The sequence below is a fragment of the Pseudomonas sp. 210_17 TE3656 genome (genome assembly GCF_054821965.1).
The window spans coordinates 5,121,897-5,148,087 of record NZ_JBTRBC010000001.1; the positions used below are offsets into that span (position 1 = coordinate 5,121,897).

Here is a 26,191-nt window from a genome sequence, read left to right on the forward strand (position 1 = left end):
TCACGGCAATTTGGGTGGATTGGTGGTCGAGAAGATGTAGCGCGCAAAGCGCCATTGACCATCGCTTTCTCGATGCAGCAGGAAAATTTCCTGGTTGCCTTCGGCGCTGGCCGCCCGGTCGCCGGACAGCGGCTTGACCGTTCCGTCAGAGCGCGTACGCGCAAACGCCCAGTCGTGTGACAGCGGTCGGATCTCATCAATGGTAAAACGTATGTCGAGCTTGATCGTGTTGAAGACCTGGCGATACGCCGCGCGCACTGCATCACGGCCTACGGCCGGCGGGCTGTGCTGAGGCATGAACACGGCATCGTTTGCATACAAGGTCATGACACGGTCGACGTCGGATGCGTTCAGTGCGGCTTCATAGTGGTTGAGTTGCTGGGTGACGGCAGTCTTCACCGCATCCTCGGAGGCGGGTTTGGCGGCCTGAGCCGTCATGGGTAGTAGAACCGCGCCGAGAACCAGTGAGATCAATGCGGTACGCATGGCAGTACTCCTTAATGTCAGAGCAGGACGACGAGCTTGCCAAGTGCGCGATCGCTTTCCATCAAGCGGTGCGCGTGGCGGACTTCGTCGAATGCGAAGGTTCGGGTACGGATGGAGGGCATCCGCTTGGCAGCGAGTTCCTTTGCGAGCCACGGCAACGGCGTGTCCTGCAATGGCAAGGCCGGTGTTCCCAATAAGCCGCTCGGGAAGAAGTTCAGTCGCGTTCCGCCAGGCAGGTCCTGCATCAGGTGGAATTGCTCCACTACCGGCGGGCCGCCGAGCAGGCCGATGACGCTCACCGCGCCGAACGGTCGCAGCGTCTTGATCGTGTCGCGCAGTGTTGTGGCACCGACGACTTCCAGTGCGGCATCCACCCCTGCAGGCATGATTTCGCGAATACGCTGAGCGATGTCACCGTTGTCGACGACCACCTCATCAGCCCCCATTTCGTAAAGGCGTTCGATGTTCGCAGCGCTGCGCGTAGTTGCGATCACTGTCAGTCCGCGGGCCTTGGCATAGGTGATGGCGGCCAGGCCAACCGATGAAGTGCCTCCCCGTACCAGCAAAGTCTGGCCTTGTTGAATGGCTAAACTCTTGTCGAGCGCCCCCCAGACAGTGAGATACGCCTCAGGCAGCGTGGCAAGTTCTTCCCACGAGAGAGACGTGTCGTCCAGTGAGATCACGTTGTTGCGCAGTACCGTAACCTGCTCGGCATAGCTGCCATTGCGGCTGAACTGCATGCCGCCCATGGCCGTGGCCACGCGCTGGCCGGTGCGCAAGACCCCGGCGGGGTCATGGATGACTTCGCCCACGGCCTCGATGCCGGGCACGCGTGGAGTGGTGATGTCACCCATTTTTCCAGCGCGCAGGTAGGTTTCTGCGCGGTTGAGGCCAAACGCACGGACGCGAATCTGCACTTCGTCCGACGTTGGCTCGGGTGACGGGATATCTCGCAGTTGCAGGACTTCAGGGCCGCCCGGTTGTTCAATCACATAAGCTTTCATGGTCGTTTCCTCAGGTACGTGGCTGGTTGGTTGAAACGTTGTTTTCAAGCCAGTGAGTGCACTATCCACTACTCGAATGTGGAAGATAATCCGCGCTAGAGATAAGCTTCATCTCAAAAATGAGAGGAAAGCTGTAATGGACTTCAACGCCGTCCGGATGTTTGTCAGCGTGGCGCAGACCGGTAGCCTCTCGGCCGCAGCTGAGCGCCTGGACATTCCGCTACCTACCTTGAGCCGACGCATTCGCGAGCTTGAACAGCAGTTGAAGGTGCAACTGCTCGAACGTTCTGTACGTGGCACCAAACTCACTGATTCGGGGACGCGGTTGTACGAACATGCCAGCCGTGGCATTGAGGCTTTGATTGAAGGCGAACAGGCCGTGATCAGTGATCAGGCGCATTTGAAAGGGCGCTTGCGGCTGTCATTGCCGCCGTCGTTTGAACCGTGGTGGGAAGTACTGTCGGCTTTCCAGCGCCGCTATTCGCAGATCCAGATCAGCGTCTACACAACCGAGCGCCGTATCGATCTCATCGAAGATGGTGTCGATGTGGCGCTGCGCGTAGGCATGATCGCGCACGAGACTATGGTCGCGCGCCGCATGCTGACCTATCGTCACATTCTCGTGGCCAGTCCGGCATTGATTGAGCGGCTAGGTGGGCTCAATAGCGTCGAGGCTCTACACGGTTATCCATGTGCGGTCTGGAGCCAGGGTGGCAATGCGACCTGGCAGTTGGGGGGCGTGGTATTCAAACCTGAGGCGATGCTGTCCACCAACGACTATGCGCACCTGCGCAGCCGGGCGTTGGCCGGTGATGTGGTAACGGAGCTTCCGCCATTTTTGGCGGCGAGTGCCATCCGGGAAGGGAAGTTAGTTGCGCTACTTCCCGAACATCCACTACCGGAACAGCAAATCAACTTGCTCTACCCATCACATCGTCACCCGTCTGCCATTGTGCGGGCGTACCTGGACTTCTCGCAGGAGTACATGGGATATCTCGCAGAGGTGTCGTCTACTTCCGGGTAAAGAGCCGATTCTGGCCGTCAGTTGCCCTCCGTGAAGGGCAGCTTTAGGTCGACCCAAGTCATACAGCGCCATGGGCCGGCAGTGCCCAGAGCAGGATACCTTCCTGGAGTTCACAGGTTCGGTATGTGCTGCCGGCAAGATGGGGGCTTAGTTCACCATCACCTCGTCCAGTGCCTGTTCGAGGGTGCTGACCGTGCGCTCGATATTGTGCAGCTTTTCGAGTCCGAACAGACCGATGCGGAAGGTCTGGAAGTCGGCCGGCTCGTCGCATTGCAACGGCACTCCGGCGGCGATCTGCAGGCCGTGGTCGGCAAATTTCTTGCCGCTCTTGATGTCGGCATCATCGGTGTAGCTCACCACTACGCCAGGGGCCTGAAAGCCGGCAGCGGCCACGCTTTTGAAGCCTTTGCCGGTCAACATTGCGCGCACCCGATCGCCCAGAGCCTGTTGTTCGCCGCGGACCTTGTCGAAACCGTAGGCTTGCATCTCTTTCATCACTTCGTTGAATCGCGCGAGGGAATCGCTGGGCATGGTCGCATGGTAGGCATGTCCGCCCTGTTCGTAGGCCTGCATGATCTGAAGCCACTTTTTCAGGTCGCAGGCAAAGCTGCTGCTCTGCGTCTGCTCGATGCGCTCGAGGGCCAACGCACTGAGCATAACCAGGGCGCAGCAAGGGGAGGCGCTCCAGCCTTTTTGCGGTGCGCTGATCAGCAGGTCGACTGCGCACGCCTGCATATCAACCCAAATCGTGCCCGAGGCGATGCAGTCCAGCACGAACAGGCCACCGACCGCATGCACGGCGTCGCCGACGGCCCGCAGGTAGTCGTCGGGCAGGATAATCCCTGATGAGGTTTCAACGTGGGGGGCGAAGACAATCTGCGGCTTGTGCGCCTGAATGGCTGCCAGCACGTCGTCCAGAGGAGGTGGCGCGTAGGCAGCCTGGCGACCAGTCTCGACCGGTCGGGCTTTCAGCACCGTGGTGGCCGCCGGGATGTTGCCCATCTCAAGGATCTGGCTCCAGCGATAACTGAACCAGCCGTTGCGTATCACCAGGCATTGCTGGTCGGTGGCAAACTGTCGTGCTACCGCTTCCATGCCGAATGTGCCGCTGCCCGGAACTACCGCAACAGCCTGGGCGTTGTAGACCTGTTTCAGGGTCGTGGAAATGTTCTTCATCACGCCTTGAAATGACTGCGACATGTGGTTGAGCGAGCGGTCGGTGTAGACCACCGAGTACTCAACCAGCCCCTCAGGATCGATACTGGGATAGAGCTTTGACATGGGTGACTCCTTTGGCAGAGATGTCAGTGGTATCGACCCTGCCCTAAGCCTTGGCAAATGACAAGATTGCTCGGGACTGATTGTGATTTCTGTTGAACGGCAGTTGCCGACCCAAAGCTGCCGGTCGCCAAGGGCTCCAACCGACCCATAGCGACCGTTGAGCGCTCAAACGGCGGTTTGGGGTGCCTACGGAAACAGGCCTAGTTCACTCGGTCTGAATTACCTCTACTCACCAGTAGTATCATTACGCTATCATGCAGCCTTGTCCGCCGCCAATAAAGACACCATGAGCATTACACCTGAACATTTTGAAAAATTGCGCGAGATGCTTATTTCAGGTGCTATCACCGCAATCACCTTTGATACACAGGTATTTGACAGAAACAGCAGAACTTTCAGAAAAGGGCTCTTAGCACAACTGGGACAGCTAAAGAACTCCAGCATTCAACTAATTGTCACTGAATTGGTTCGCGACGAAGCAGAAAAACATATGCTTGAAATGCACAGCTCAAAGCAGAAGCGAGTTGATGACGCATTTGCGCTTGTTGCCCAGCATTTGAGTGAAGATTTAGTTAATGAGATGCAAGAAGAACTCGAAGCAAGGGCCACCCCAGAGCAAATCGCCTTTCGTGAAATAAATGATTTTTTCCTAGCAACGAATGCCGAGCTAGTATTCTACGACGAAATATCCACCAGAAAGCTTTTTGAGCTTTACTTCAACAACAAACCCCCTTTCCACAAAGGCAACGATAAAAAATACGAATTTCCTGATGCGGTAGCGCTTCTAAGCTTGGAGGCATATGCAGAAAACAGCGGGATTCTAGTTGTCTCTACCGACAAGGACTGGATTACATTCTGCAATAGGCCTGAAAGTAAAAAACTTCATTGCATCCCAGACCTAACAACTGCACTTGCACTGATCAACTCAGTAGAAGTTGATGTCAAGGAGATCGCTAGCCAACGCTCTTTAAAGTTCCAGCGCCTCAATGACAGCGGAGGTCTCGAGTCAGCAATTAGAGATAATCTGACAGAAACACTCGAGCGCGAGTTGTTTTTTACTGCCAGGACTAATTATTTCTACAGTGCTCGTTGCTCAAGCATAAAGATTATCTCAATTACTCATGGAGAGGGTAAATCATTCGGAACAATCCGGGATGATTCAAGCAAGACGATTTGGGCGATTGAGCTAGATGCTGCATGCCATGTTGCCGTAGACGTTGATTTTTTTGATGATAATGAAAGCTACATTGGTTGCAATAGCTATAATCACTTTCTGTCTATACCAGCGATTTCAATTGTCAAAATAGCAGGCGAACGTATTGATATCGAAGTTAACTTTGACCCGAAAACAACTTTAGACCTGGGGGCGATTGCACCAAGCGAGCTAAACGAGAGCGTGACAGACGATCACTAGGTGTACAGTCGAAAGCGGTCCGCTGCTTGTCGATAGCTGCGCTTCACCAACGGCAGCTTAGGTTCGAAAACGGTCATTCGGGAACCGATACTATCGCCCCATAGCCGCTGGTCAGGCAGCCATTTGCTTTCGCACAGGACCAAGCGGTCGCCGGAAGACAGGTGATCAAGGTGCCCTGAAGAATTGCGTGCTAGCGACACCTAAATGCTGTAGCTCGCCGCATTGCAGACGTTCTAATGGATTTCGCCACAACGAAACGGAAAAGATTTTCCAATCCGCAGAGGCGGTTTTCAGCCCGCGGCACTCCAACGAGGTACAATCCGTCATCACGACGCGGGTCGAAAAAATCCTATAAGCCGCTCCAGCCAGCCGTTGCCTCATCTATGCATCGTGGCAACTACCTGAGAGACCCTACGTCTATTCCGTTTGTCCAATTACATCCGCCGGCGGAATTTCTGGCAGAAAGCGGAACTCTCCACTGCAATGCAAGGAACGTGGTTATGGACTTCATCACTAGTGCAATCATTTCTAACGCTGCCTACGATATTGTCAAGCATGGCTTCCTGATAACTGCGGGCAAGGTCAAGGAGCGCCTGGGTCGTTGGATCACTGAGGACGTCGCGGCTGAGCAGGTGGCCTTGCAACTGGCCAAGCTCGAAATCACGGACGAACACAGCCCCATCGCTATCGAGCGCCGCATCGATAAATCGCCTGAGCTCGGCCAACTGATGCAGCAAATCAACGCCCACATCGCGACCGTCGCACCCTCCACTATTACCACTGTGAACCAAACCCACAGCGGGAGTGGTGACAACGTAGCTGGTAACAAGATCTCGTATTGAAGTTGAAGGGCGCGACGTTATGGTTCAAGGCGGCAACGTGAGTACGATCAATCAGCGCCACAGTGGCTCGGGAGATAACGTCCAGCATAAGCTCGACATCGTCATACAGGCGTTGGCGCCTTCCCACCTCCGCAAGGCCATCGATCTTGTGTTGGCCGATGTCCGAAGGAAGGATATCGCTACTGCCAAGCTGCGGTTCGAGACGCTCAAGGCTACCGAACACGGTAACTCGGAAGTCTCTGACCTCCTAGAGGTCATCGCGCTCTACGGAGAGTTTGTCGAGCCCAAAGCCACTCACGACGCTTTGAACGCGGTCACGCGTGTCGCTGCGGCAACCCAGGATGCAATCGTCAAAGACTATTGCATCGCCGCGCTCCTGAAATTCACGAGAAACACTGAATCCGAAGAGTCTGCTAAGTCGCTCTATTACGACACCCCCAGTCCGGGGCCGTACTCCCGCGAAGCTTTTTACCGCTACTACGCAACTCAGGAGGTCTTGCTTGCGGCCAGCAAGCAATTGATTCTGAGCGAAGGAGAACTCACCGGCATCGTTGACGGTGCTCACCGGCTGGATGCCACAGAAATTTCGACGCCCGCGTCTGTTCGACTCCATAGCCTGTATCCCTCGGGTAACTCGAGGGTATTACTGTTGACCAATAAGGCATTACGCCTCAACCCTCTGGTAAAAGAGCGCCAGTACTGGTTGACGGATCCACAGCTGAAAAAGTCGATTGCCGAGTTGGTGGAGGAGGTCGCGGAGCTCATTGAGCAGTCGGAAGGAAACGATCCACGACTCTTTGATATGGCCGGGCCGATTCTCCATTATTTTCAGACTTCACTTCCAACCAGGCTGCTGGATGTCTGCGCCAAATATGTAGACCGGATGGAGATATCTTATCCGGACGTAGCCGCGCGCATCCGATCAACCCAAGGAGATCACTCCGGGCTCCCTGAGTCGTTGCAATCAATGATGGCGGCGCATGGTGATAACGAGGCGCGATCTGCCTGGTGCCAGGCGTTTCTAACGAGTGATACCGTCGAGCTGGTCGATGCTGTTTTTTTCACCCGCCTGGCGAAGCCGGCGGAGCTCGAGAGCTGGCTGTCTGGCGAGGCGCACATCCACAATGCGGGTGATATTGATGCTGCGTTGGTGCTGCTTCTGGCTCGTTCTCAGCTAATCGTCCATACGAAGGATCCGGCCGAGCGCTATGGGCTGGAGTCGAGGGTAAACGAATTCATCAATCAGTTCGGACAACGCGTGCAGAAGGAGTTGTCTGTCTGGATTGTGGTTGAAGTAGCCGAGAGCCTGTTTGAAGCCGAGATCCCCCACAAAGCGTTGGCGTTGACATCCGCTATGCTACCTGAGGGTGAGCTTTGGCCGTCGCCGTTCGTGCTGCTCCACCTGAGATGCTTGCTCGAAACCCAGCAGTATCAATCGTTCGACACGGTGCTTGAACGGATTCCGGAAGATGAGCGATCGCTGTCACTGTTGAATTTTCTATCGCGCAAAGAAGAAGCGCTTGGGAATGCTGAGCGGGCTCTGGGGCTGAGCGATCAGATGATCCAGGCAGCGCCGCACAATCTGAATTGCTGGCTGCGCGGTTGCGAGTTGCGTGAACGGTACCGAAGCCTGGAAGAGCAGCGTCGCTTCCACGAGGAAATCCCCGATAGCCTTCTGAAAGATTACTCGCACGAAACCATGGTGGCGATGCGGTTTTTGACGTCCGCTGGAAACTTCAAACGGGCCGAGCCTAGGTTGGTACGATGGTTCATGGAAGACCCGTCTGATAGGGCGATCATGCTGGTGAATTTCCACTTCGGGCACGCTTGGCGTCGACAGGCTGGGTTCGACGTTTCAAGAGTGATCCCTGGCTACCTGGAGGGTATTGAGTTCGAACAAGACGATGTATTGCAGATACGGATGATTGTCGAGGATGGGGAGGCGAAAGGGCAACATGTGCTGGTCAGAGAGACCCAACTTGCGAATCTCTTAGCTTCGCTTGAGGTCGGTCAGGCGACGCAGCTCGGAGTTGTGAAGTACAAGCTCCTTTCTCGCCTGCCACCATATGTGGCATGCATCCGACTCGCTTCAAAGCTTCGGCATTTACAGAACGATGGAAGTGATGTCTTCGCCATTCTCCAGATGCCCGAGGACCCAGCGGAATTCGCCTCTTTCCTGGAGCAGAGGCTGAGTCTTAACCGCCCTCGTCGCGCGGTGGGCGTGGACGATGAAATTCCGCTTTTCATTCTCGCGCATGCGCAGCAGGGCGATAACCCTATCAAGGCCGCGCTGAATGCATGGTCTGATAGCAGCATCCCTAAATCCTTGATGGTGAATGAAGGTATCGCAGAGCCCTGCGAGGTTGTGTTGGACTCTTACTCCATCGCTTACCTGACGATGACCAATCTGGTAGATAGGCTTTTGGGGGAAGGTTTCACCTTCGTGCTCCCCGCTGAAACCAGGGTGATCCTGCAGCGCTGGGTTGATGACGTTACGCATGAAGACTTTATGATGATGGGAGTCAACGGCGCCGGCAGGTTGTTCCGGACGACTGCATCCGACGTCAAGGTTCGCGATGGGCACACATTACTCGGAATGAAGCGCATCCTCGATACCGCGGTGGTAAAGCATCCCGTTGTTCACGATACCGCTTTGGAGCTGTACTCCATCAAAGACGGGATCGACATTACTGTGTACCTAGCAATGCAGTTATCAGCTGCAAACGACATTCCGTGGTTCTGCATGGATTTCCCCTTTGCCGGCCTTCATCATTCGAAAGGTTGGAAGGTAGCGAATGTGAACAGCATTCTGCTCCGCGTGACCGACACGCCAGATTTCGATTTCGAGGAGCGGCGTCATGGGTTACTGCTCTTCGCGTTGAAGACGTTGCCAAGGCCTCTAATGGTGACGGAGCTGAGGGGGTTGGCGGGAAATCCCAACCCGTTGTCCAGCTTCATTCTGAGCAAGATCTTTGAGAATCATGGTCGCCAGATCTTCACGGATAGCAACCGTAGCTGGTTATTGCTTGAACTGCTGATTTCTCATGTCGTGCGTACTCATTTCCGACTCGCAACGCCCGCAGTTCTTGCGCCTGCTTATACGCCGTGGGGCAAGTATGAGGAGCACGTTTTCAATCATGGGCTTCGATTATTTGTCTTCAACCGGGGCGAGAAAACCGCCGAGTTCTGGTTAGCGGTGGCTCTTAGGGCCTGCCTTCAGATTGTGTGCGTTGACGCGAAACTGTCCCGCTACGCGATGGAGTTGTTCGCAGATTTTGCCGTTGGGCACTTCCTGGACGTCGAGTCGATCGTTCAGCACTACAACTCTCTTCCAGAGGAAAATCAGCTGGGAAAGATCTAGCATTCAAGCTGGGCACAATTAGCCGCGGCTCGCTTTTTTGGAGGTTGTGAATCGCACCCTGGTTTCCTAGACACTCTCCAAGCTCAGGAAATAGCGTTTCTCATACTCTACTGGCGATATCCGCATAGCACTGCTGTGCAGGTGTTTAGGGTTATAGAACATCTCGATGTAATCGAAAATATCACTCCGGGCTTCTTCGAGTGTTCCGTAGATCTTTCGTCGGATTCGCTCCCGCTTTAGCAGCTGGAGAAAGCGCTCTGCAACGGCGTTGTCGTGGCAGTTACCTCGCCGACTCATACTGCTGACCGCATTTTTAGCCTTCAGGAAACTTTGCTAGTCTGAGCTGCTGAACTGGCTACCTTGATCTGAGTGAATCATCACTTCTTGCTTCGGTTTAAGCCGCCACACTGTCATCAGCATCGCGTCGATAGCCAGGTCGCTGCGCATCCTGGGTTTCATTGACTATTCAAGGTTTCCCTTATAGATACCTGAAATTAGTCAGAGTGCACTACTGGGGGGAGTCAGTTCGTAGAAACTCAGACCAAAAGATCCAGCCTTCTCTTGTTAAAGGACTTTATGACGCGCTGATGCCATTCTCTAATGATTTTTGTGGTCTCTACTTCATTTACACATGGCTCAAGAGTACCCCGTGGTTGAGGTAGTGTCTTACCGTCCAGTTCCCAGTCGAGCACTCGAATAGGTCTTCGGTTCTTGATCCAACCCAGAGAGGGATCTTCATCAGATACTTCATACCACCCGCCTACAACCTGAACCAGGGCAATTAGTTGCGCGCCGGTTTTTACGGCAACTATGTCATTGACTTTCATTTTATTACGGAATGAGTCTATGGTATTTTTCCCGGCTTCCCAATCCCCCAGGCCGATTATTTTCTTGTGCTCAAGAATCGAATGTACGTTCGCATCGGCAAAGGATTTGTCGTCCGGATGAATTTGCATATGCCAATAGGTAGTAGCCATTTTTAATCCTTGAAGATAGCGGTTTTGGTGGTTTCGCCAATTGCATGCGTGATCGCAATGTCCGGCTGTGAGCGTTGAGGTGCTCGCGAAAACAAATCGGCTCGAATAGAGAGGAATCTACAACAAGGCTGGACTTGGCTGCGCGCCCTATAAGCTAGCAGTTCGCCAGTACGGCGTCGAGTGACCGTTTATGACCGATTTCTGCCTGTTACAAAGAACTGAAAACGCGAACGGCAGTAGTTGAGGGCCGCATCGGCTACGGCCTAACGCGTGGTCAGGAGGTTCTTCAGGCCCCCTTTTTTACCCGCGCCTGATGAGGCTCGGGTAGCACGAATTGCGGTTGAGGCGATCATCGAGGTTTGCAGGTTGATCAGGCCGTGCTCGGTGAGCCGGATGTGAAGACGCTTAAGCATTTGGTCGAAAGTACCGTGGTTTCGCCAGTCTCGAAATCGCTAATAAACCGTGGACCAGGGACCAAAGTGCTCCAGCATATCGCGCCACTTGGCACCTGAGCACAACACCCACCGCACACCGTTGAGCATCAGCCGATCATCAACGCGAGGCCGGTCTCTGTGTCGCGATTCAGTGAAAAGATCGGCGACCACTTCCCACGCCGCATCCAACAGTTCGTAACGCTTTGCCATCACAGGATTTCTTTTCTTCAATGACCAGAGACTCTACGAAGTCTCAGCAAGGAACGGGCTGCTGTTAGTTTTCACCGAATTTCGTACAAAGCCTAGCGCATGCAGGCCACCATTCATGTGTCGCAATTTAGGTTTTTCCGCATCAATGCATTCTGAAGCGTTACACCCCGACGGATCGGAAAACCTCGCCGTACAACATGAAAACCGTGTAATTCAAAAAACGGTTCAGCCGTCTTGCTGACATCTGAAGTAAGTTCGTAAATGCCAAGTAACCTGGCTTCTTTATGGATACGGTTCATGAGTAAAGTGCCTATTCCTTGCCGAGGATGAGTACCCGACACAAAAAAATGGTCGATGTAACCGTTCGGTTGAATGTCGGCATAGCCCACTATTTTCCCGTCGACCTCAGCCACGAACGGGCGGAGATTTCGCAGGTGCTCCGCCCATAGTGTCTGATCAAGATCAGCAGGAGCCCAGGCCTCGATTTGCTCGCGAGTGTAATCGCGTGACGCGATTTCATGAATGGCAGAATAAAAGACGTCGAACAACGCAATCTCATCCCCGATTCTGAACCGTCGAATATCCATGGTTTCTCGCAAGGCGCCCGCAAAAACGAAGAGTCTGCCATACCTGCTAAAAATCGGAAATGAATGACCTCAAGAGCCATGGACACAGTCGGGTGACTGCTTTTGGCTGTGCAGTCTGTCATGAAGGGCAGGCAATGCTAACGACATTGGATTGGGCCGCATCGGCGGCCCAGGCCAATCGCTGGCGATCACTCCACCGCCGATTGCCCTGCTTGCATCGAGCGACGCAACAACGCCGCGGTTGCCGAGCGCGCTTCGACTTCGTCCAGCAACGCCTCGACCAGTGCGAGGCTCATCTCCAGCGATTGCTCCGTCGCCCAAAACAAACTGCGCACCTCGGCATTGACCATCTCACAGGCGTGGGCGTTGGTCTGTTAGGCGCTTTTGAGCAGGACGGAGGCGTGGACCAGGGCGTCTTCGGATGAGACACCGGCACGGACAGCGAAGAGTGGGTCGTGGCTGCCGTTGCAGGAGCCGAAGGTGGTGCTGGTTTGGGTGGTTAAGGGGGGATCGGGAACGGGTTTTGTCATGGTGGTACTCCTTCGTAGAAAGGATCCGCCACCGACTGCCGCCAAGCAGGGAAGGGTGACGGACTACGCAAGGTTGGCGGACCGGTACGAAGGAACCCGGCACTTCCGAAGAAGTCCATGCGCAGCCCGCCATAAAGCATCATCGCGGGCACAAAAAAAGCGCCTGCGATGGTGATTGTGGGGCGCTTTGCGCCTTCGTGTCGGACCGCCAAGCCCGAGTCGCTGAATTTGCAGCGACTGGGGGAGGTTAACGGGGTTGGGGTGGGGGTGCAAGGGGGGAGTTCTTTGTGGCAATTTTTGACCCGTAGCGGACGTTCATCCTCAGGTTGCTGACATCTGCTTTGCAGCGGGAGCGGCCTCTCACCTGCTCAAACTAGACGCCTGTAAACTCCCGTTCAACTCTTAATATGAGTAGACGGAGCCGGCTCACAGTGTGGATTACTGCTGGATTAAGGGCTATACGACATCATGTTCCTCGCGTTCCCTGTTCCAGAACTTGCACTTCCAGGGAGTAACGTCTTCACGAGATCTCGTCCTCTAGTGGCCGCTTGGAACGAACTCACGACGATTTTTTTGGCCATCGAATAGGGAGGTTTGGTTTGGCGACAAGAGCTGGCTCTCATGCGGGACGTGGGTTCCGATATCAGGATGCGGTTGCGGCAAGCCTTGCCGTGGAAAGCTTTGTCGGCCAGTTTGGGTACGGCAGCGTCGTCCCTGAAGGGGGCGACGATCTTGAGCTCCGGACGGCCAGCGCTAGAACGCTCGCGCAGGTCAAGTCACGACGCGACCACATGGGCCCGTTTTCAGCTCGCTCAGTGGCGGGCTTCGTCATGAAAATGTGGGACGGAAAAGGGCTTCAACCTGACGACCAATTTCTGCTGGTGCTCGAAAGCAATGTTGGTGAGAGCAGTGCATAAACTCGGCAATGACAACCATGATCTACACCCACGTGTTCAAGGTGGGTGGTGGCACGGCGGAGCCCTTTGGATTCCTGCCCAGGACTGATCTGCTGCAAAGCAGCCATTGCTGCACTTCCGCCTTACCGCCTAAAGCTGTCGTCAGGAAGGCTGCACTGGAGGACTGCTCCTGGCCGATTTCTGCCTGTCACAAAGAACTGAAAACGCGAACGACGGTAGTTGATTGGGCCGCATCGGCGGCCCAGGCCAATTGCAGGCGATCACTCCGCCGCCGGCTGGCCTGCTTGCATCGTGCTACGTAACAACGCTGCCGTTGCTCGTCCAGCAACGCCTCGACCAGGGCAAGGCTCATCTCCAGCGATTGCTCAGTCGCCCAAAGCAAACCGCGCACCTCGGCATTGACCATCTCACAGGCGTGGGCGTGGATCAGGGCGTCTTCGGAGGAAACACCGGCGCGGACAGCGAAGAGTGGATCGTGGCTGCCGTTGCAGGAGCCGAAGGTGGTGCTGGTTTGGGTGGTTAAGGGTGGATCGGGAACGGGTTTAGTCATGGTGGTACTCCTTCGTAGAAAGGATCCGCCACCGACTGCCGCCAAGCAGGGAAGGGTGACGGACTACGCAAGGTTGGCGGACCGGTACGAAGGAACCCGGCACTTCCGAAGAAGTCCATGCGCAGCCCGCCATAAAGCATCATCGCGGGCACAAAAAAAGCGCCTGTGATGGTGAGTTTGGGGCGCTTTGAATCGCCCCGGAATGTATCGACACTGAATATCCACTTTTGGCTGTGGATTCAATCGAGCGGTTTCTATCGATCAGAAAGGACATCCAACGATTAACGTAAATGCAGGGCAACCGTTTGTGGCCGCCCTGTAGACGTTATCCCCAGCGACGGCTTTTGCGAAAACGGCGTTGTGTTGTTTTCCCGGTCTGGGGACTGGCCTTGTTGCCCTTGCAGATCATGCACACGCGGCCGAAACCGCCAGCACCACCGCCTAGTGTTGGATCGTAATAATCCGCCTTTTCCCTAATTTGGCCGCATTTCGAGCACGGTTTGAGCTCTTTGTTTGCCAGGCCTTGAGCCTGAGACTGAATATGGTTGACCGCCTCTGACATCTGCTCGCCCACGGCAATTTCCACTAACTGGTAAAGGCGATCTGAAATGGTTGCGACAGGGTCGTCACCCAAGTTGAAGCGATTGATGCGTAGGAACCGATAGCCGTAGCTCTCCAGCGTTAGCTGGCGCTCCACGTCGGCCTCATTCAGGTAGCGTTCATGATTGCCCACGTGAACGTGTTTGCCCTTGGCAAAGTGATAATCGAAGCCGTCGTACTCGATCACGATCTGGATGGGGCCCTTGCTCGACTGGTACGTCACCAGAAAGTCAACGCGCCATTTTGGATGCTCGTAGGTCGGGTCAAGTTGCTTGAGATAAGTTCCGATCTCGAACTGAGCAAAAACATCAATGGCGTCGATATTGGACTGATAGAACTTGGTCTGGCGAAACCACTCAAGAACCTTTGCTTCCATAGGGCTGGACTGATCGGTGTCTTCGGCAGAAGGTATTCTATTGGCGTTCTCAAGAATGTTCGCATAGTGGTTAAGCGCTTGTCCGATGGAACCGCGAAACTCATTGAGTGGCTTGGAGTGAACAAACCAAATCATTTCCTGAGCGCGGCTAAAGCCGACGTTGAGACGCTGTACCTTCAGTTTTTGCTCCACTGCCTGTTCAGCGTCACTCAGCTCAACTGGGAAGATATAGTTGAGCGCATCCTCATCAGCGGTCGCCACCATCGAGTAGAAAATGATGTGCCGTTCCTCTCCTTGGCAGCTGTCGAAGGTCATAACCTTCAATCGCAACAGACGTTCGAAGTCTGCTCCGCGGGGGTGATTGAACAGCTTCTTGGACAGTAGGGTCTGCTGCTCCCGGAAGGGCGAGATAATGCCTACGGTCGGTGGCGCTTCCTCCTCGATCAGCTCAAGAAGGCGGTCAAGAATAAACTCCGCCTCCGCTTCATTGGTACCTCGGGTCACTCTCTTATCTGTCGTATCGACTATGTCGAATCGGATGACTTCGTCGACCGGGATGCCGCGAATTTTGATGGCTTGCAATTGGTGTCCATAAAACGTGCCCGAGGAGTATCCGATTAGCTCCTGATAAGAGCGAAAGTGCTTGCGCAGCATTACTGAGTATGAGGCCGCGTGATTGCAGAACTCCAGAATGGAACGCTTAACGTCGAACATGGAAAGCCGCTGCAGGGCGTCGGCTGCGCCGCTGACGTGGGAGGTGAAGTAGTTTTTCAGCTCATTGCGATACTTGTCATTCTGCTCAATGCTGGCGTTCGCCGATTTCACGTTTGAAAATTGTTTGTCATCACCCAGCACAACGACCTTCTTCGCGCGCAACAAAGCCGGTAATGCTTGGGCGACCGAGACCTGCGAGGCCTCGTCGATGACGACCACATCGAACATGTCCGGGGCCAATGGCATGTATTCACCAAACTCGCGAATACTGGCGATGATGACTGGGAAGCTCTCGCGTACGTGCGTGAACTTGTCTTCTGGAAATTTTTGTCGGTTAGCGATTACGCCAGCTAGAGCCCGTGCGTCTGAGCGGTAATTCTCCATGAAACTCAGAAGGCGCGTGTCAACGTGCGCGTTCATGACCGAAGTGTTGAGGCGCTCGAGCTGGGTTTTGGTTCCGGCATAATCATACTGGGGGGCCGATGCGAAGGCCTCCCTTGTGCGGAGCCAGCCGTGCAGGAACCGAACGGACAGGGGCCAGAGACGGGCATCATCCTTTGGTTGTTCAAGCAGCACATCCACGATTTTGCTATCGACACGACGCAGAATGGCCAAGGCTTCTGCCGCATTGCCTGCGTTGAGTTTTGGCGTTTTTCCTCGGGTAAGCTGCCGATAGCAACCCTCGAATTCGTCTTCTAGATCTTCGCTCTGTAGCTTCAGTCGCAGCTTATTTGCCGCCTCCACGAGGTTGGACAACATCGCTTGCCGTTGCTTGAGCTGCAAGGGGCTGCTGACGGGTAGAGCATTAAGCTGACGTTCAACTTCGCGCACCTGTCCGCCACGGAACAGGTAACCGAACAAAGGCATTTTCAGTTGACCATAGCTGAGTAGAAGTCCGCCAAGCGTGCGCAGTTGGGAGGGCGACATCGACTCGAACAGATCCCATGGGGCGTCAGAATGTTCCTGAGTGAAGGCTACCAGTAAAGCATCCCTGCGCGCTCTGTTCCAAAGGCTTTGTGGGTTAAAGTCTCGCTCCGAGAAGACTTCAAGAAGATACTGTTCCACCCCCGTTAGGTGCTCGCTGATGCACTCGAGCTCTGAAATCAGACTGGCTCCACTTGCGCGTTTCAACACTTCCAGTAATGACGGGGCAAGCTCAGCGAGCTCGGTTTCGTCCTTGAGCATTGCTTGTACGCTGGACATTTCGATGGCGCCTAATGTCGCCACAGTCAACTTGATCTGTTCCTTCAAGTTCTCCGACCGACTTTTGCGTTCCTCTTCGAGTCGGGGCTGATTCGCCTTCATTGCCTTGGCGTAGGCCCCGATCTGGGTCACCGCCTGATTCGAGGTCAGTTTGCGGAAGTTATGAGCTTGTTGGCCGAGCCGGAGTATCGGATTCGGGAAATCGCTATCGTGGCGTACGCGTGACATGGCTTCCGACAGTTTGTCGTAGACCACATCCAGCGCTTCGGTCTTATCCGACAACACCAGGCAGGATCGTTGGTTAAAGGCGCAGTCGGCGGCGATTGCTGTGATTGTGTGGCTCTTGCCTGTACCTGGAGGGCCGGAGACAACAATGATCTTGCCTTCAGGCTGTCGCACGGCAATCAATACTTTGCGTTGCTCTTCGTTCAGCGGTATCGGTGAGTCGAAGACCATTCTATCCACCATCGGAAGCGCATCCCAGGTGGTCTCCACGGCCGCAGCGATGGACTTTGGGTTCTCGCGCAATACACCACCAACGATGCCCTCGAACAGCTCAACCACAGCCGATCCGCCATGTTCCAGAGCTTCGAGGATCTCTTCGTAGTCGTTGAGTAATGCCTCGTCCGAACGTTCATACGCAGCCAGGGACAGTGAGCTAGACAGCCCGACCGCAATTGTCGAGGCGTCTGTATCAGTGGAAGAGAGGTTGATCTTGCCGCCGAGGTCCATAGCATTGGCTACGCGCTGGAACAGGACGCGTGCCTCTTCGTATATGGACTGCTCGGGTTTGATGTAATGGATTCGTTCGGGGATCGGAGAAACCCACGCGCGCTCAAGTCCGGCAGCTAGCTCCTGCAGAACAAAGTCGATCGCCTTGCGGTTGGTATAAAGTTGGTTGAGTAGCTTTAGCTTGTAACCGGCTCCTTTTTCTTCCCTGTGTACCTCGATAGGCAGGAAGAAGAGCGGGTATTGGTTTCCGCCATACTTCACTGCACCGATGTATAAATAGAGTTGCATACCGTCGCTGGTGGCAACGTAGGTCTCAAGGTCCCGAAACTCGTGGAAAGCGTCAGCGGCTACGAACCCTTCAAAGAACGCCATCAATGCCTGGCGAGTCCCCTCAAGAGTCAGGAACTGTGGAATCGCCTCTTTGAGCGGGGCTGAGTCCTGTGTGGCAAGTAGCTTGGCCAGCAGCTCTGGGAGTATTCGGGATAGGTCACCGCAGACACGATCAACAAGGTCCTTCTCCGCAGCGAATAATGAGTCCATTACCCAGTACGCCTGATTGCGCAGTGGACCATCCAGATGAGCGATCAGGGGCTTGATGATGTGCTCGGCGACTTTGCTGCCCAAGTAGTTTTGGACTGATTCCACCCATAACTCCGGGTCATCTATCGCTTTTGCGTAGGACTCTGCGGCTAGTTCCTCCACCGAAGTATGTACAGTTTTTAGGGATGAAGCGGGGATGGCGTTTACTTGCTCGTGGATCACTTTACGAAGCACATCACTGATCGGACGCGTATAACGCCGTGGGTCGATCGTCAGTGATAGGTCCTCGCTAGATGGGCGCCCCAAAAGATTCCATAGGTCGCGATCCAAGGAGGGGTAGGGCGAGGTACGCATGCCCGATCTGAATCCGGAGTCGGTGGTCAGCACGATTCGGCGGCGCGGAGCTTGTTGACGCTTGAAATCCGAGTCTAAAAAGTCACGGAAATATTGACTGATCCGCGTGGCGACCGGCCGAAGTTGCTGCCCCAGAGCTTCCATTAGATTCCCCTAAAAACGAACACTGGACTTCGCCGCTCGAAGCCCCGTGGAATCGGTATCGAGAGAAATCCAAAAATGACAATAAGTTGGGTGTCACAATACTGGCTCTGGCACGACCGCGCCAACACACTTGCGTTTCCGCTAATAGAAACGGTAATTACAGGCTTCGGTGAGATACCAATTGATGTCCTGCGGAGCGGCATTACACGGACTCCGAAGGATTGAGTCGGCGCAGGGGGGCAGGGGCACGGTTCCATCACGGGCCTGCAAGGGGAAGGTACGGGTTTTTCACTGGCATGGTTTTTGCCGGGTTTTCTAATTGCCAAACGGAAAGTTGCTTGAGCCACCAGGGCACCACAGTAGTGCCCTTATTGGCCAGTTCCGGCAGTGGTTTGCCTCAATCTCCGCTGGCGGGGTATATCCGATGGGTTCGAACGTGCGTTGGTCGATGAGCCACAATCCCCATTCGTTCCACTTGCCGCCACACTGCTCCAGATTTGCTAGACACATCCGAATGACTCCTTTTGGCCGGTAGCAGCCAGTACTCAGTGTGGAGCCGGCGTTGCCTGCGATGGGATCGATGAGGCGTCAGCTGGTACGCGGTGGCTGTATCGCTGGCAAGGCCAGCTCCCACAGGCGTTATGGACAGTTTCATTTGCGCCCGACAAAAAAACGCCCCGCAATCGCAGGGCGTTTCTTATAACGCAACCTTCAAACCTCAGCGAATCCCCGCATTCCGCAACGCCGCCGGCGTAAAGTCCGCAAGCTTGGTCCTTCCCCCATACTGCGGCGCCAGCTTCGACTCGTTGCTCATCGTTGCCACCACATAACGACCCGCCAGAATGTCATAGAACCCCTGAGCCGCAGGCGCATTCAGACCCTTGTCATAGTTGTTGTAGGTGTAGTTCTCACCCACCCGCCACAGCTGCCCGCGACCATCATAGTGATCCACCTCGGCCAGCACCCAGGTGTCCTCATCAAAGTACATGTCGCGCTTGGCATAGATATGCCGTTGCCCGGACTTCAGCGTCGCCTGCACATGCCACACGCGGTGCAGCTCGTAGCGGGTCAGGTCCTGGTTGATGTGTCCGGGTTTGATGATGTCGGCGTACTTCAGGCTCGGCGACTGCAGCTTGTAGTTGTTGTAGGGAATGTACATTTCCTTCTTGCCCACCAGCTTCCAGTCGTAGCGGTCCGGCGAGCCGTTCATCATGTCGGCGTTGTCGGAGGTACGCAGGCCGTCAGATACCAGGCCCGGGGCATCGTAGGCCAACTGTGGCGCACGGCGGACACGACGCTGACCGGCGTTGTAGGTCCAGGCTTTGCGTGGTTCGGTGACCTGGTCGATGGTTTCATGCGCCATCGAAACCGTACCGGCCAGGCGCGCCGGGGCGTTGACCGCGAAGATGTAGTAGTAAAGGATGTTCTTCGCTTCTTCCGGGTTCACGCCATCCATGTACTGCGGGAAGCTGTTCTGGTCATGGGTTTCGACGATCGAGTAGGCGCCGTCGACCTGTGGCGAGGCCTGCACCGACCAGCGCTCGACGTTGTCGCCGCGGTAGCGGGTGACAAAGTTCCAGTACACCTCGACACCGCTCTTGGGGATCGGGAAGGCGTAGTAACGCGAGCCGGCGAAGTTGCTCAGGCCGGTGCCGTCATTGACCAGTTGCACATTGACCGCGCTCTTTTTCGCTGCCGCATAGATCTCCGGGGCGACCTGAGCGGTACGGTGGCTCGGGTAGACGGGAATCTTGTAGGTGTCCGGGTAGCGTTTGAACATCGCCAGCTGGCCGGGTGTGAGTTTGTCTTTGTACTGCTCGGCGTTGGCGGCGGTGATGGTGAACAGCGGCTTTTCATTGGCGAACGGGTCAGCGAGAAAACCTTTGCCGTCCACGGCTGCCGCACCGGCTTTAAGGCCACCGTTCCAGGCCGGAATGCTGCCGTCGGCGTTGCCTTCTTTCTGTGCGCCCAGGGGCGTCAGGGTGGTGCCCAGCTGCGCCGCTTCCTGTTCGCTGACGGCGGCCAGGACGTTGCTGGCCAGCAGGGTGAGCGCCAGCGCGCCGACGGTGTTGATCATGCTTGCTTTCATGGATGTACCCTCTGTCGATTGCGACTCAGAAGTTGACGCCGAAGCTGAGCGAGACGTAGTCGCGGTCGGTGTTGGTGTTGTAGCGACCGCCGAAGAAGTCGGTGTAACTCAGGCTCGCGGTGTAGTTGTTCATGTAGTCGGCATCCAGTCCGACACTGATGGCTTTGGCGCCTTCCTCGAAGTTCGGGCCCCAGCCATCCACGTCATGGGACCAGGCAAGGTTCGGCGACAGGTTGATGCCGGCAATGACGTTGGGGTAGTCCAGCTTGGTGCGTACCCGGTAACCCCACGAATCGGTGGTGTAGAAGCCGTGGCTGTTGCACTCCTTTTGCGGGTTGGTGGCGGTAGCGCAGACGGTGGTGTTCTGATTGCCGGGGAAGGCACCAGGGCCAAACACCGGGCTGCGGCCGAAGCGGACATCGGTGCCATCGGCATCGCCCAGGCCGTTGATGCGGTTGTAGCCGACCTCGCCGATCAGGGTCAGGCGGCTGGCCCCCCAGATCTGGTCGACGAAGTGGGTGGCAGTGACCTGCGCCTGCATCACCGGCATGCGTTTGTAGCCGGGCAGGTCGCCGCCCAGTGCCTGGGCGGTTTCACCGCTGGTGAACACTGGCGAGGTCTGGGTTTTGAAGTCGGTATCGGTGGACTGCAGCGCCGCCAGATTGAGGTCGGCGGTGTTGATCTGCAGTGGCATGTTCGGCCGGAAGCTGACTTCGCCACCGACCGAGGTCGCGCCCAGGGTAGTCTGGAAGCTCACCCCGTACAGGCGGATATCCTCCGGATAGTCGACGAAGTAGCGGGATGAACGCACCCGGTCGAACTGGTTCTGAATGGCGGCAAGTTGCCGGGCCGCGGCGGGCAGGGCGCCCAGCTGGGCAGCGGTGATCGGCGCCGTGGTGGTCTGCTTGAAGCTCAGGAACGGCGTGCGGCTGTGGTAGTTCATGGCGTAGAAGCCGAATTCGGTGTCGTGCAGCTCCGGGACGAACCAGCGCAAGGCCACGCCGTACTGGCCACTGTCGCGCGGGTCGTTGTCTTCCAGGCGCGGCATGTAGACGTTGTCCACTACCGTGCCGCGCAGGATCTGCGCGGCGGTCGCGGTGTTTTTCGCCACACCCGGGGCCAGGTCCGGGCCGGCGAATACCAGGCGGTCGTTACAGCCCTGGGGCAGCGGGTCGGAGCCGAAGAAGGTGCCGCAGTTGTCGACGACCGAGTTGTCCCATTCCAGCTGGTAGAAGGCTTCGGCGTTGAGGTTCTCGCTCAGGCCCTGCGAGAGATAGAACATGTTCACCGGCACCAGGCCTTCTTTGACCTCGGCACCCGGGCGGCGCAGGGCGGCGACGTCGATCGGGTTGATGCTGTTGATCGAGTTGCCGATGAAGGTGCTTTCGCCCCAGCTTACGACCTGTTTGCCAAGCCGCACGTTGCCGGGCAGTTCACCCAGGTTGTAGTTGTGGTAGATGAAGACGTCGAGGAACTCGGCGCCGGAGGCCTTGGCCAGGTCGTCGCGCCCGCGGTCGTCGATGTCGTAGAACGGGCGGTGCTCGTCCTTGAGTTCGAAGTCGTACCAGTACTTGCCGCGCACGAAGACACCGCTGTCGCCGTACTTGAGTTCAAGGTCATGCACGCCTTTGAAAATCTTCGAAAAGGTCTCGCCTTTCTTGAAGTTCTGACGGTTGTCATCGGCGGTGCGGGTGGCCGACTCGCCGCGCAACCCCATGGTGTTGGCGGCGTTGATGAATTTCGGATCCGGTCCGCGCACGGCCCAGCTGGAGCCGATCGACAGCGAGGAGTCGAACTGGCCTTCGATTTCACCGATCTGGAAGTCGATGGCATTGGCACTGGTGCACGCGCCAAGGCCAACGGCGAGCGCCAGTAGGTGAGGGCGGAACTCTTTGTGCAGCGTGGTGGCGGGCCACTGGCGATGCGCGCTTGGGTGTAGGGCGAAAGTCACGTCTAGGATACCCCTGTGATCTTGTTGTTGTTCAGGTGACTGCCCGCAAACGCTAACCCCGGTGCGTTTTACCCTTCCCCCTCAAGTGGGGGGGGAGCGTCGCCTTTGACCAACCCTCAGCACCCTGGCCGCCGCGCCCCCTCCACCCGGGGGGGCGGCGCTGCTCATCATTACGTGACCATCGTTAGACGGTTTGCCGCGATCGCCGCCAGGCAGGGGCGCATGGCACAGGCCTTGATAACTGACCTTGGAGAACATGATGTCGCAGAAAGTATTTGTCGCCGGTGTCGGCATGATTCCATTTGCCAAGCCTGGCCAGAGCGGGACCTACATCGAAATGGGCGCGCAAGCCATCCGCCAGGCCTTGCAGGACGCCGGCGTGGACTACCGCAAGGTCCAACAGGCGTATGCCGGGTATGTGTACGGCGACTCCACCAGCGGCCAGTCGGCGCTGTATGAGGTGGGCCTGACCGGTATCCCGGTGATCAACGTCAACAACAACTGCGGCAGCGGCTCTACCGCCCTCTACCTGGCGCGCCAGGCGGTGGAAAGCGGCGCGGTGGATTGCGCGCTGGCCTTCGGCTTCGAACAGATGCAGCCCGGTGCCCTGAAGTCGCACTGGCTCGACCGTCCGATCACCTACGGCAAGGGCCATGAAGTGGCCGACGCGATCTTCCCCGAAGGCCGCGACATGCCGGATGCGCTGAAATTCTTCGGCGGCGCCGGTCGCGAGCACATGGAAAAGTACGGCACCCGAATGGAAACCTTCGCGGCGATCCGCGCCAAGGCCAGCCGCCATGCCGCCAACAACCCGTTGTCGGTGTTCAAGAAGGTCGTCACCACCGAAGAAGTGATGGCCGACCAGGTGATTTTCCCCGGCGTCATGACCCGTTTGATGGCTTGCCCGCCGACCTGCGGTGGTGCCGCCGCGATCGTGGTTTCCGAGCGCTTCGCCAAGCAGCACGGTCTGCGTACCGACGTGTGCATCCTTGCCCAGGCGCTGGTGACCGATCAGCCTGAGGCCTTCGAGCCGCCGTCGCTGATCAGCATCGTCGGCGTCGGCATGACCCGCCAGGCCGCTACCGAGGTGTACGAGAAAGCCGGTGTCGGCCCGGAAGACATCCGCGTTTGCGAGCTGCACGACTGCTTCGCCCACAACGAACTGCTGACTTACGAGGGCCTGGGGTTCTGTCCGGAAGGTGGCGCCGAGCGCTTCGTGATGGATGGCGACAACACCTATGGCGGCCAGGTGGTGATCAATCCGTCCGGTGGCCTGCTGTCCAAAGGTCATCCGCTGGGCGCCACCGGCCTGGCCCAGTGCTACGAGCTGACCCATCAGCTGCGCGGCACTGCCGACAAGCGCCAGGTGGCCAACCTGCAGCACGCCCTGCAGCACAACCTGGGCCTGGGCGGCGCCGGCATCGTGACCCTGTTCGGTCGCGCCTGACGATACTGCGCGCCCGTCAAGGGCGCGCGTTTGCACTGACTGACAGGAATACCTGAGATGGCAGACACGAGTCTGATCGGCCGTTCACTGGGTGTGACCACCTGTGAAGTTGAAAAGGGCCGCCTGCGTTTTTTTGCCAAGGCGATTGGCGAGACCGACCCGGTTTACACCGACGAAGCGCTTGCCCGGCAGGCCGGACACCGGTCGCTGCCGGTGCCGCCCAGCTTCCTGATGTGCCTGGAAGCCGAAGGGCGCGACACCGATCACATCGTCCAGGAGGTTTTTGGCTTTGACCTTGGGCGCATCCTCCATGCTGAACAGGGTTTCGACTATCACGGCATGGCTTACGCCGGCGACGTGCTGACCTTCGATACCCGGGTGCTGGACGTGTACCAGAAAAAAGGCGGGGCGCTGACCTTCGTGGTGCAACAGACCCGCGTGACCAATCAGGATGGCCAGCACATCGCCGACATCCGTTCATCCCTGGTCCAGCGCTGAGGAGCCGGCAATGAACCCTATTCAATGGCGCGATGTGCAGGTCGGTTTCGAGCTGCCGTCGCTGACTTTGCCAGCGGTCAATCGCACCACACTGGCGCTGTACGCCGGTGCCTCCGGCGACCATAACCAGGTGCACATCGACCTGGACTTCGCCCGCAAGGCGCGCCAGCCCGATGTGTTCGCCCACGGCATGCTTTCGGTGGCCTACCTTGGCCGCTTGCTCACGGCGTGGGTGGCGCAAGCGCAAATCCGCAGCTTGTCGGTGCGCTTCACCGGCATCACCCAGTTGGGGCATGTGCCTACCTGCAGCGCCAGGGTCATCGAGCGCTTCGAGGCCGCGGGTGAACTGCGTGTACGCCTGGCGATCCGCTGCGCCAATCAATACGGCGACGACAAACTGGTTGGCGAAGCCGTCGTGGCGCTGACCTGAACCCTCTAAAAACAAGGAATATCCCGATGAGCAAACTCACAGGCAAAGTCGCCCTGGTAACCGGCTCCGGCCGTGGCATTGGCCGTAGCGTGGCCTTGAAACTGGCCGCCGATGGCGCCCGCGTGGTGGTCAATGACCTGGATGCCGGCCCCGCTGAAGAAGTGGTTGCCGAGATCCGCGCCGCTGGCGGCGAAGCCGTGGCCTGCGTCGGCAGTGTCACTGCTGTCGATTTCGCCGATCGTTTCGTCAAGACCGCCGTCGACAACTACGGCGGCATCGACATCATCGTCAACAATGCCGGTTACACCTGGGACAACGTGATCCAGAAAATGAGCGATGAGCAGTGGTACGCCATCCTCGACTGCCATATCACCGCGCCGTTTCGCATTCTGCGCGCCGCGCAGCCGATCATCAGCGCCATGGCCAAGCAAGAGGCCGCCGAAGGCCGTGTGGTCAATCGCAAAGTGGTGAACGTCTCGTCGGTATCGGCCAGCGGCAACCCGGGGCAAGTCAACTATTCGACCGCCAAAGCCGGGGTACTGGGCATGACCAAGTGCCTGGCCAAGGAATGGGGGCGGATGAAGGTCAACGTCAATGCCGTTGCTTTCGGCCATATCGAAACCCGCCAGACCCAACCGGTGGAAGGCGACCCGAACTACATCAACATCGAAGGCCGTGAGATCAAGGTGGGCATCAGCCCGGCCATCGTCGAGCAGTCGAAAAGCCTGATTCCGCTGGGCCGTCCTGGCAACACCGAGGAAGCGGCGGGCGCGGTGTACCTGTTCTGCATTCCGGAGTCCGATTACGTCAGCGGCCAGGTGCTGGTGTGCGGTGGCGGTCTGGGCAACGTCTGAGAACGGTTGCGGGGCGCCTTGGCGCTCCGCAACACGGGAGTGCATAGCGATGACACAGTCTATTGGCGGTCAGCCGAAGCGCCGACTGCTCCATAGCCGCCAGGTTGTCTGCACCGGCTTTGAGCGCGATGACGGCCTGTTCGATATCGAGGGCCGCCTGCTCGACACCAAAGGCGTTGATACCGACTTCCCCTACGGCACCATCCCGGCCAATGGCGTACTGCATTACATGCGCATTGTCATGACCATCGACCGCGCGCTGGTGATCCAGCAGATAAAAGCCGTTTCCGAGCAAGCGCCAACACCGGTGTGCAGCCAGATCAACCGCGCCTATGCGGCATTGGTGGGGGTGAGTATCGGTCCGGGCTTCAAGAAGCGGGTTGCCGAGCGGGTAGGGGGCGTGAAGGGTTGCACCCACCTGACCGAATTGCTCGGGCCCATGGCAACCACCGCGATCCAGACCCTGGCGCCGCTGCTGCGCCTGCGCCAGCGTCAGCGCGCCGCGCGGGATAGCGATTATCAGCTGCCACAGCACTGGGTGATCGGCACCTGCCATGCCTATCACCCTGATGGCGATGCCGCCCGACGTGCCAATGAATGGCAACCGATCGCTGATCCAGCGCCGCGCTGAACCCTCACAAG

Annotated in this window: 20 protein-coding genes and 2 pseudogenes; 10 read left to right on the top strand and 12 right to left on the bottom strand. The window is 57.0% G+C overall.

The genetic code is table 11. From position 1 onward, the window contains the following. Together ACVI9W_RS23685 and ACVI9W_RS23690 are read right to left on the bottom strand one after the other, a co-directional pair. Positions 1 to 486, bottom strand: coding sequence for a YybH family protein (locus ACVI9W_RS23685; RefSeq protein WP_461531435.1), 486 nt, complete (start codon positions 484 to 486; stop codon positions 1 to 3). Between the two features lie 17 nt (positions 487 to 503). Continuing rightward, positions 504 to 1,490 (bottom strand): zinc-binding alcohol dehydrogenase family protein, encoded by a 987-nt coding sequence (locus ACVI9W_RS23690; protein WP_461531436.1) that lies wholly within the window; start codon positions 1,488 to 1,490, stop codon positions 504 to 506. 136 nt (positions 1,491 to 1,626) lie between these two features. Here ACVI9W_RS23690 and ACVI9W_RS23695 point away from each other — a divergent pair, with 136 nt between their 5' ends. Beyond that, the gene (locus ACVI9W_RS23695) at positions 1,627 to 2,514 is read left to right on the top strand and encodes a LysR family transcriptional regulator (RefSeq protein WP_461531437.1); all 888 of its coding nucleotides are present in this window, start codon (positions 1,627 to 1,629) and stop codon (positions 2,512 to 2,514) included. Positions 2,515 to 2,661: 147 nt separating this feature from the next. Here ACVI9W_RS23695 and ACVI9W_RS23700 read toward each other — a convergent pair whose 3' ends face one another. Further along, positions 2,662 to 3,795, bottom strand: coding sequence for an alanine--glyoxylate aminotransferase family protein (locus tag ACVI9W_RS23700; RefSeq protein WP_461531438.1), 1,134 nt, complete (start codon positions 3,793 to 3,795; stop codon positions 2,662 to 2,664). A 286-nt stretch (positions 3,796 to 4,081) separates the two neighbouring features. Between ACVI9W_RS23700 and ACVI9W_RS23705 the strand changes: the two genes are divergently transcribed. From ACVI9W_RS23705 to gapS6b, 3 genes are all read left to right on the top strand, one after another. Further along, entirely contained in the window at positions 4,082 to 5,209 is a 1,128-nt protein-coding gene (locus tag ACVI9W_RS23705; RefSeq protein ID WP_461531439.1) for a PIN domain-containing protein, read from the top strand. Positions 5,210 to 5,709: 500 nt separating this feature from the next. Continuing rightward, on the top strand, positions 5,710 to 6,051 hold the full coding sequence (gapS6a, locus tag ACVI9W_RS23710; protein ID WP_461531440.1) for a GapS6a family protein: 342 nt from the start codon (positions 5,710 to 5,712) through the stop codon (positions 6,049 to 6,051). A 37-nt stretch (positions 6,052 to 6,088) separates the two neighbouring features. Then, entirely contained in the window at positions 6,089 to 9,412 is a 3,324-nt protein-coding gene (gene gapS6b, locus ACVI9W_RS23715) for a GapS6b family protein (protein ID WP_461531441.1), read from the top strand. 66 nt (positions 9,413 to 9,478) lie between these two features. Here gapS6b and ACVI9W_RS23720 read toward each other — a convergent pair. From ACVI9W_RS23720 to ACVI9W_RS23740, 5 genes and pseudogenes are all read right to left on the bottom strand, one after another. After that, positions 9,479 to 9,874, bottom strand: a pseudogene (locus ACVI9W_RS23720) (IS3 family transposase); the annotation flags it as partial. A gap of 74 nt (positions 9,875 to 9,948) precedes the next feature. Continuing rightward, a complete protein-coding gene (locus tag ACVI9W_RS23725) occupies positions 9,949 to 10,389 on the bottom strand; it encodes a pyruvate kinase (RefSeq protein WP_461531442.1) in 441 nt (146 codons plus the stop codon). Between the two features lie 246 nt (positions 10,390 to 10,635). Beyond that, a pseudogene (locus ACVI9W_RS23730) lies at positions 10,636 to 11,033 on the bottom strand (IS5 family transposase); the annotation flags it as partial. A 113-nt stretch (positions 11,034 to 11,146) separates the two neighbouring features. Then, entirely contained in the window at positions 11,147 to 11,620 is a 474-nt protein-coding gene (locus ACVI9W_RS23735) for a GNAT family N-acetyltransferase (protein WP_461531443.1), read from the bottom strand. Between the two features lie 374 nt (positions 11,621 to 11,994). Beyond that, positions 11,995 to 12,150 carry a DUF3077 domain-containing protein gene (locus tag ACVI9W_RS23740; RefSeq protein ID WP_461531444.1) on the bottom strand — a complete coding sequence of 52 codons (156 nt, stop codon included), beginning with the start codon at positions 12,148 to 12,150 and terminating at the stop codon, positions 11,995 to 11,997. Positions 12,151 to 12,821: 671 nt separating this feature from the next. On the opposite strand from ACVI9W_RS23740, the gene ACVI9W_RS23745 reads away from it, so the two are divergent. Further along, complete coding sequence (locus ACVI9W_RS23745; protein WP_461531445.1) at positions 12,822 to 13,067, top strand: hypothetical protein; 246 nt, start codon at positions 12,822 to 12,824, stop codon at positions 13,065 to 13,067. Between the two features lie 187 nt (positions 13,068 to 13,254). On the opposite strand, the gene ACVI9W_RS23750 is transcribed toward ACVI9W_RS23745, so the two are convergent. The 4 genes from ACVI9W_RS23750 to ACVI9W_RS23765 all read right to left on the bottom strand — a co-directional run bounded on the left by ACVI9W_RS23750 (position 13,255) and on the right by ACVI9W_RS23765 (position 22,269). Then, positions 13,255 to 13,617, bottom strand: coding sequence for a hypothetical protein (locus tag ACVI9W_RS23750; RefSeq protein ID WP_461531446.1), 363 nt, complete (start codon positions 13,615 to 13,617; stop codon positions 13,255 to 13,257). A 325-nt stretch (positions 13,618 to 13,942) separates the two neighbouring features. Next, on the bottom strand, positions 13,943 to 18,280 hold the full coding sequence (locus ACVI9W_RS23755; protein WP_461531447.1) for an AAA domain-containing protein: 4,338 nt from the start codon (positions 18,278 to 18,280) through the stop codon (positions 13,943 to 13,945). Positions 18,281 to 18,998: 718 nt separating this feature from the next. After that, positions 18,999 to 20,369 (bottom strand): DUF1329 domain-containing protein, encoded by a 1,371-nt coding sequence (locus ACVI9W_RS23760; protein ID WP_461531448.1) that lies wholly within the window; start codon positions 20,367 to 20,369, stop codon positions 18,999 to 19,001. Positions 20,370 to 20,394: 25 nt separating this feature from the next. Continuing rightward, positions 20,395 to 22,269, bottom strand: coding sequence for a DUF1302 domain-containing protein (locus tag ACVI9W_RS23765; protein WP_461531864.1), 1,875 nt, complete (start codon positions 22,267 to 22,269; stop codon positions 20,395 to 20,397). A gap of 310 nt (positions 22,270 to 22,579) precedes the next feature. On the opposite strand from ACVI9W_RS23765, the gene ACVI9W_RS23770 reads away from it, so the two are divergent. The 5 genes from ACVI9W_RS23770 to ACVI9W_RS23790 are packed head-to-tail and all read left to right on the top strand — an operon-like array spanning position 22,580 to position 26,180. Continuing rightward, positions 22,580 to 23,767, top strand: coding sequence for a lipid-transfer protein (locus ACVI9W_RS23770; RefSeq protein ID WP_038610348.1), 1,188 nt, complete (start codon positions 22,580 to 22,582; stop codon positions 23,765 to 23,767). A gap of 57 nt (positions 23,768 to 23,824) precedes the next feature. Then, on the top strand, positions 23,825 to 24,265 hold the full coding sequence (locus ACVI9W_RS23775) for a MaoC family dehydratase N-terminal domain-containing protein (RefSeq protein WP_461531449.1): 441 nt from the start codon (positions 23,825 to 23,827) through the stop codon (positions 24,263 to 24,265). A gap of 10 nt (positions 24,266 to 24,275) precedes the next feature. Continuing rightward, positions 24,276 to 24,695, top strand: coding sequence for a MaoC family dehydratase (locus ACVI9W_RS23780; RefSeq protein WP_461531450.1), 420 nt, complete (start codon positions 24,276 to 24,278; stop codon positions 24,693 to 24,695). A 26-nt stretch (positions 24,696 to 24,721) separates the two neighbouring features. Beyond that, positions 24,722 to 25,549, top strand: a complete 828-nt coding sequence (locus ACVI9W_RS23785; protein ID WP_461531451.1) for an SDR family NAD(P)-dependent oxidoreductase — start codon at positions 24,722 to 24,724, stop codon at positions 25,547 to 25,549. 49 nt (positions 25,550 to 25,598) lie between these two features. Then, complete coding sequence (locus tag ACVI9W_RS23790; protein ID WP_422421233.1) at positions 25,599 to 26,180, top strand: DUF2889 domain-containing protein; 582 nt, start codon at positions 25,599 to 25,601, stop codon at positions 26,178 to 26,180. Positions 26,181 to 26,191: the final 11 nt, after the last annotated feature.

Bases quoted from the DNA above. Each gene is read 5' to 3' on its own strand.
- ACVI9W_RS23685 (WP_461531435.1), bottom strand. From the start codon at position 486: ATGCGTACCGCATTGATCTCACTGGTTCTCGGCGCGGTTCTACTACCC.
- ACVI9W_RS23690 (WP_461531436.1), bottom strand. From the start codon at position 1,490: ATGAAAGCTTATGTGATTGAACAACCGGGCGGCCCTGAAGTCCTGCAA.
- ACVI9W_RS23695 (WP_461531437.1), top strand. From the start codon at position 1,627: ATGGACTTCAACGCCGTCCGGATGTTTGTCAGCGTGGCGCAGACCGGT.
- ACVI9W_RS23700 (WP_461531438.1), bottom strand. From the start codon at position 3,795: ATGTCAAAGCTCTATCCCAGTATCGATCCTGAGGGGCTGGTTGAGTAC.
- ACVI9W_RS23705 (WP_461531439.1), top strand. From the start codon at position 4,082: ATGAGCATTACACCTGAACATTTTGAAAAATTGCGCGAGATGCTTATT.
- gapS6a (WP_461531440.1), top strand. From the start codon at position 5,710: ATGGACTTCATCACTAGTGCAATCATTTCTAACGCTGCCTACGATATT.
- ACVI9W_RS23725 (WP_461531442.1), bottom strand. From the start codon at position 10,389: ATGGCTACTACCTATTGGCATATGCAAATTCATCCGGACGACAAATCC.
- ACVI9W_RS23735 (WP_461531443.1), bottom strand. From the start codon at position 11,620: ATGGATATTCGACGGTTCAGAATCGGGGATGAGATTGCGTTGTTCGAC.
- ACVI9W_RS23740 (WP_461531444.1), bottom strand. From the start codon at position 12,150: ATGACAAAACCCGTTCCCGATCCCCCCTTAACCACCCAAACCAGCACC.
- ACVI9W_RS23750 (WP_461531446.1), bottom strand. From the start codon at position 13,617: ATGACTAAACCCGTTCCCGATCCACCCTTAACCACCCAAACCAGCACC.
- ACVI9W_RS23755 (WP_461531447.1), bottom strand. From the start codon at position 18,280: ATGGAAGCTCTGGGGCAGCAACTTCGGCCGGTCGCCACGCGGATCAGT.
- ACVI9W_RS23760 (WP_461531448.1), bottom strand. From the start codon at position 20,369: ATGAAAGCAAGCATGATCAACACCGTCGGCGCGCTGGCGCTCACCCTG.
- ACVI9W_RS23770 (WP_038610348.1), top strand. From the start codon at position 22,580: ATGTCGCAGAAAGTATTTGTCGCCGGTGTCGGCATGATTCCATTTGCC.
- ACVI9W_RS23775 (WP_461531449.1), top strand. From the start codon at position 23,825: ATGGCAGACACGAGTCTGATCGGCCGTTCACTGGGTGTGACCACCTGT.
- ACVI9W_RS23780 (WP_461531450.1), top strand. From the start codon at position 24,276: ATGAACCCTATTCAATGGCGCGATGTGCAGGTCGGTTTCGAGCTGCCG.
- ACVI9W_RS23785 (WP_461531451.1), top strand. From the start codon at position 24,722: ATGAGCAAACTCACAGGCAAAGTCGCCCTGGTAACCGGCTCCGGCCGT.
- ACVI9W_RS23790 (WP_422421233.1), top strand. From the start codon at position 25,599: ATGACACAGTCTATTGGCGGTCAGCCGAAGCGCCGACTGCTCCATAGC.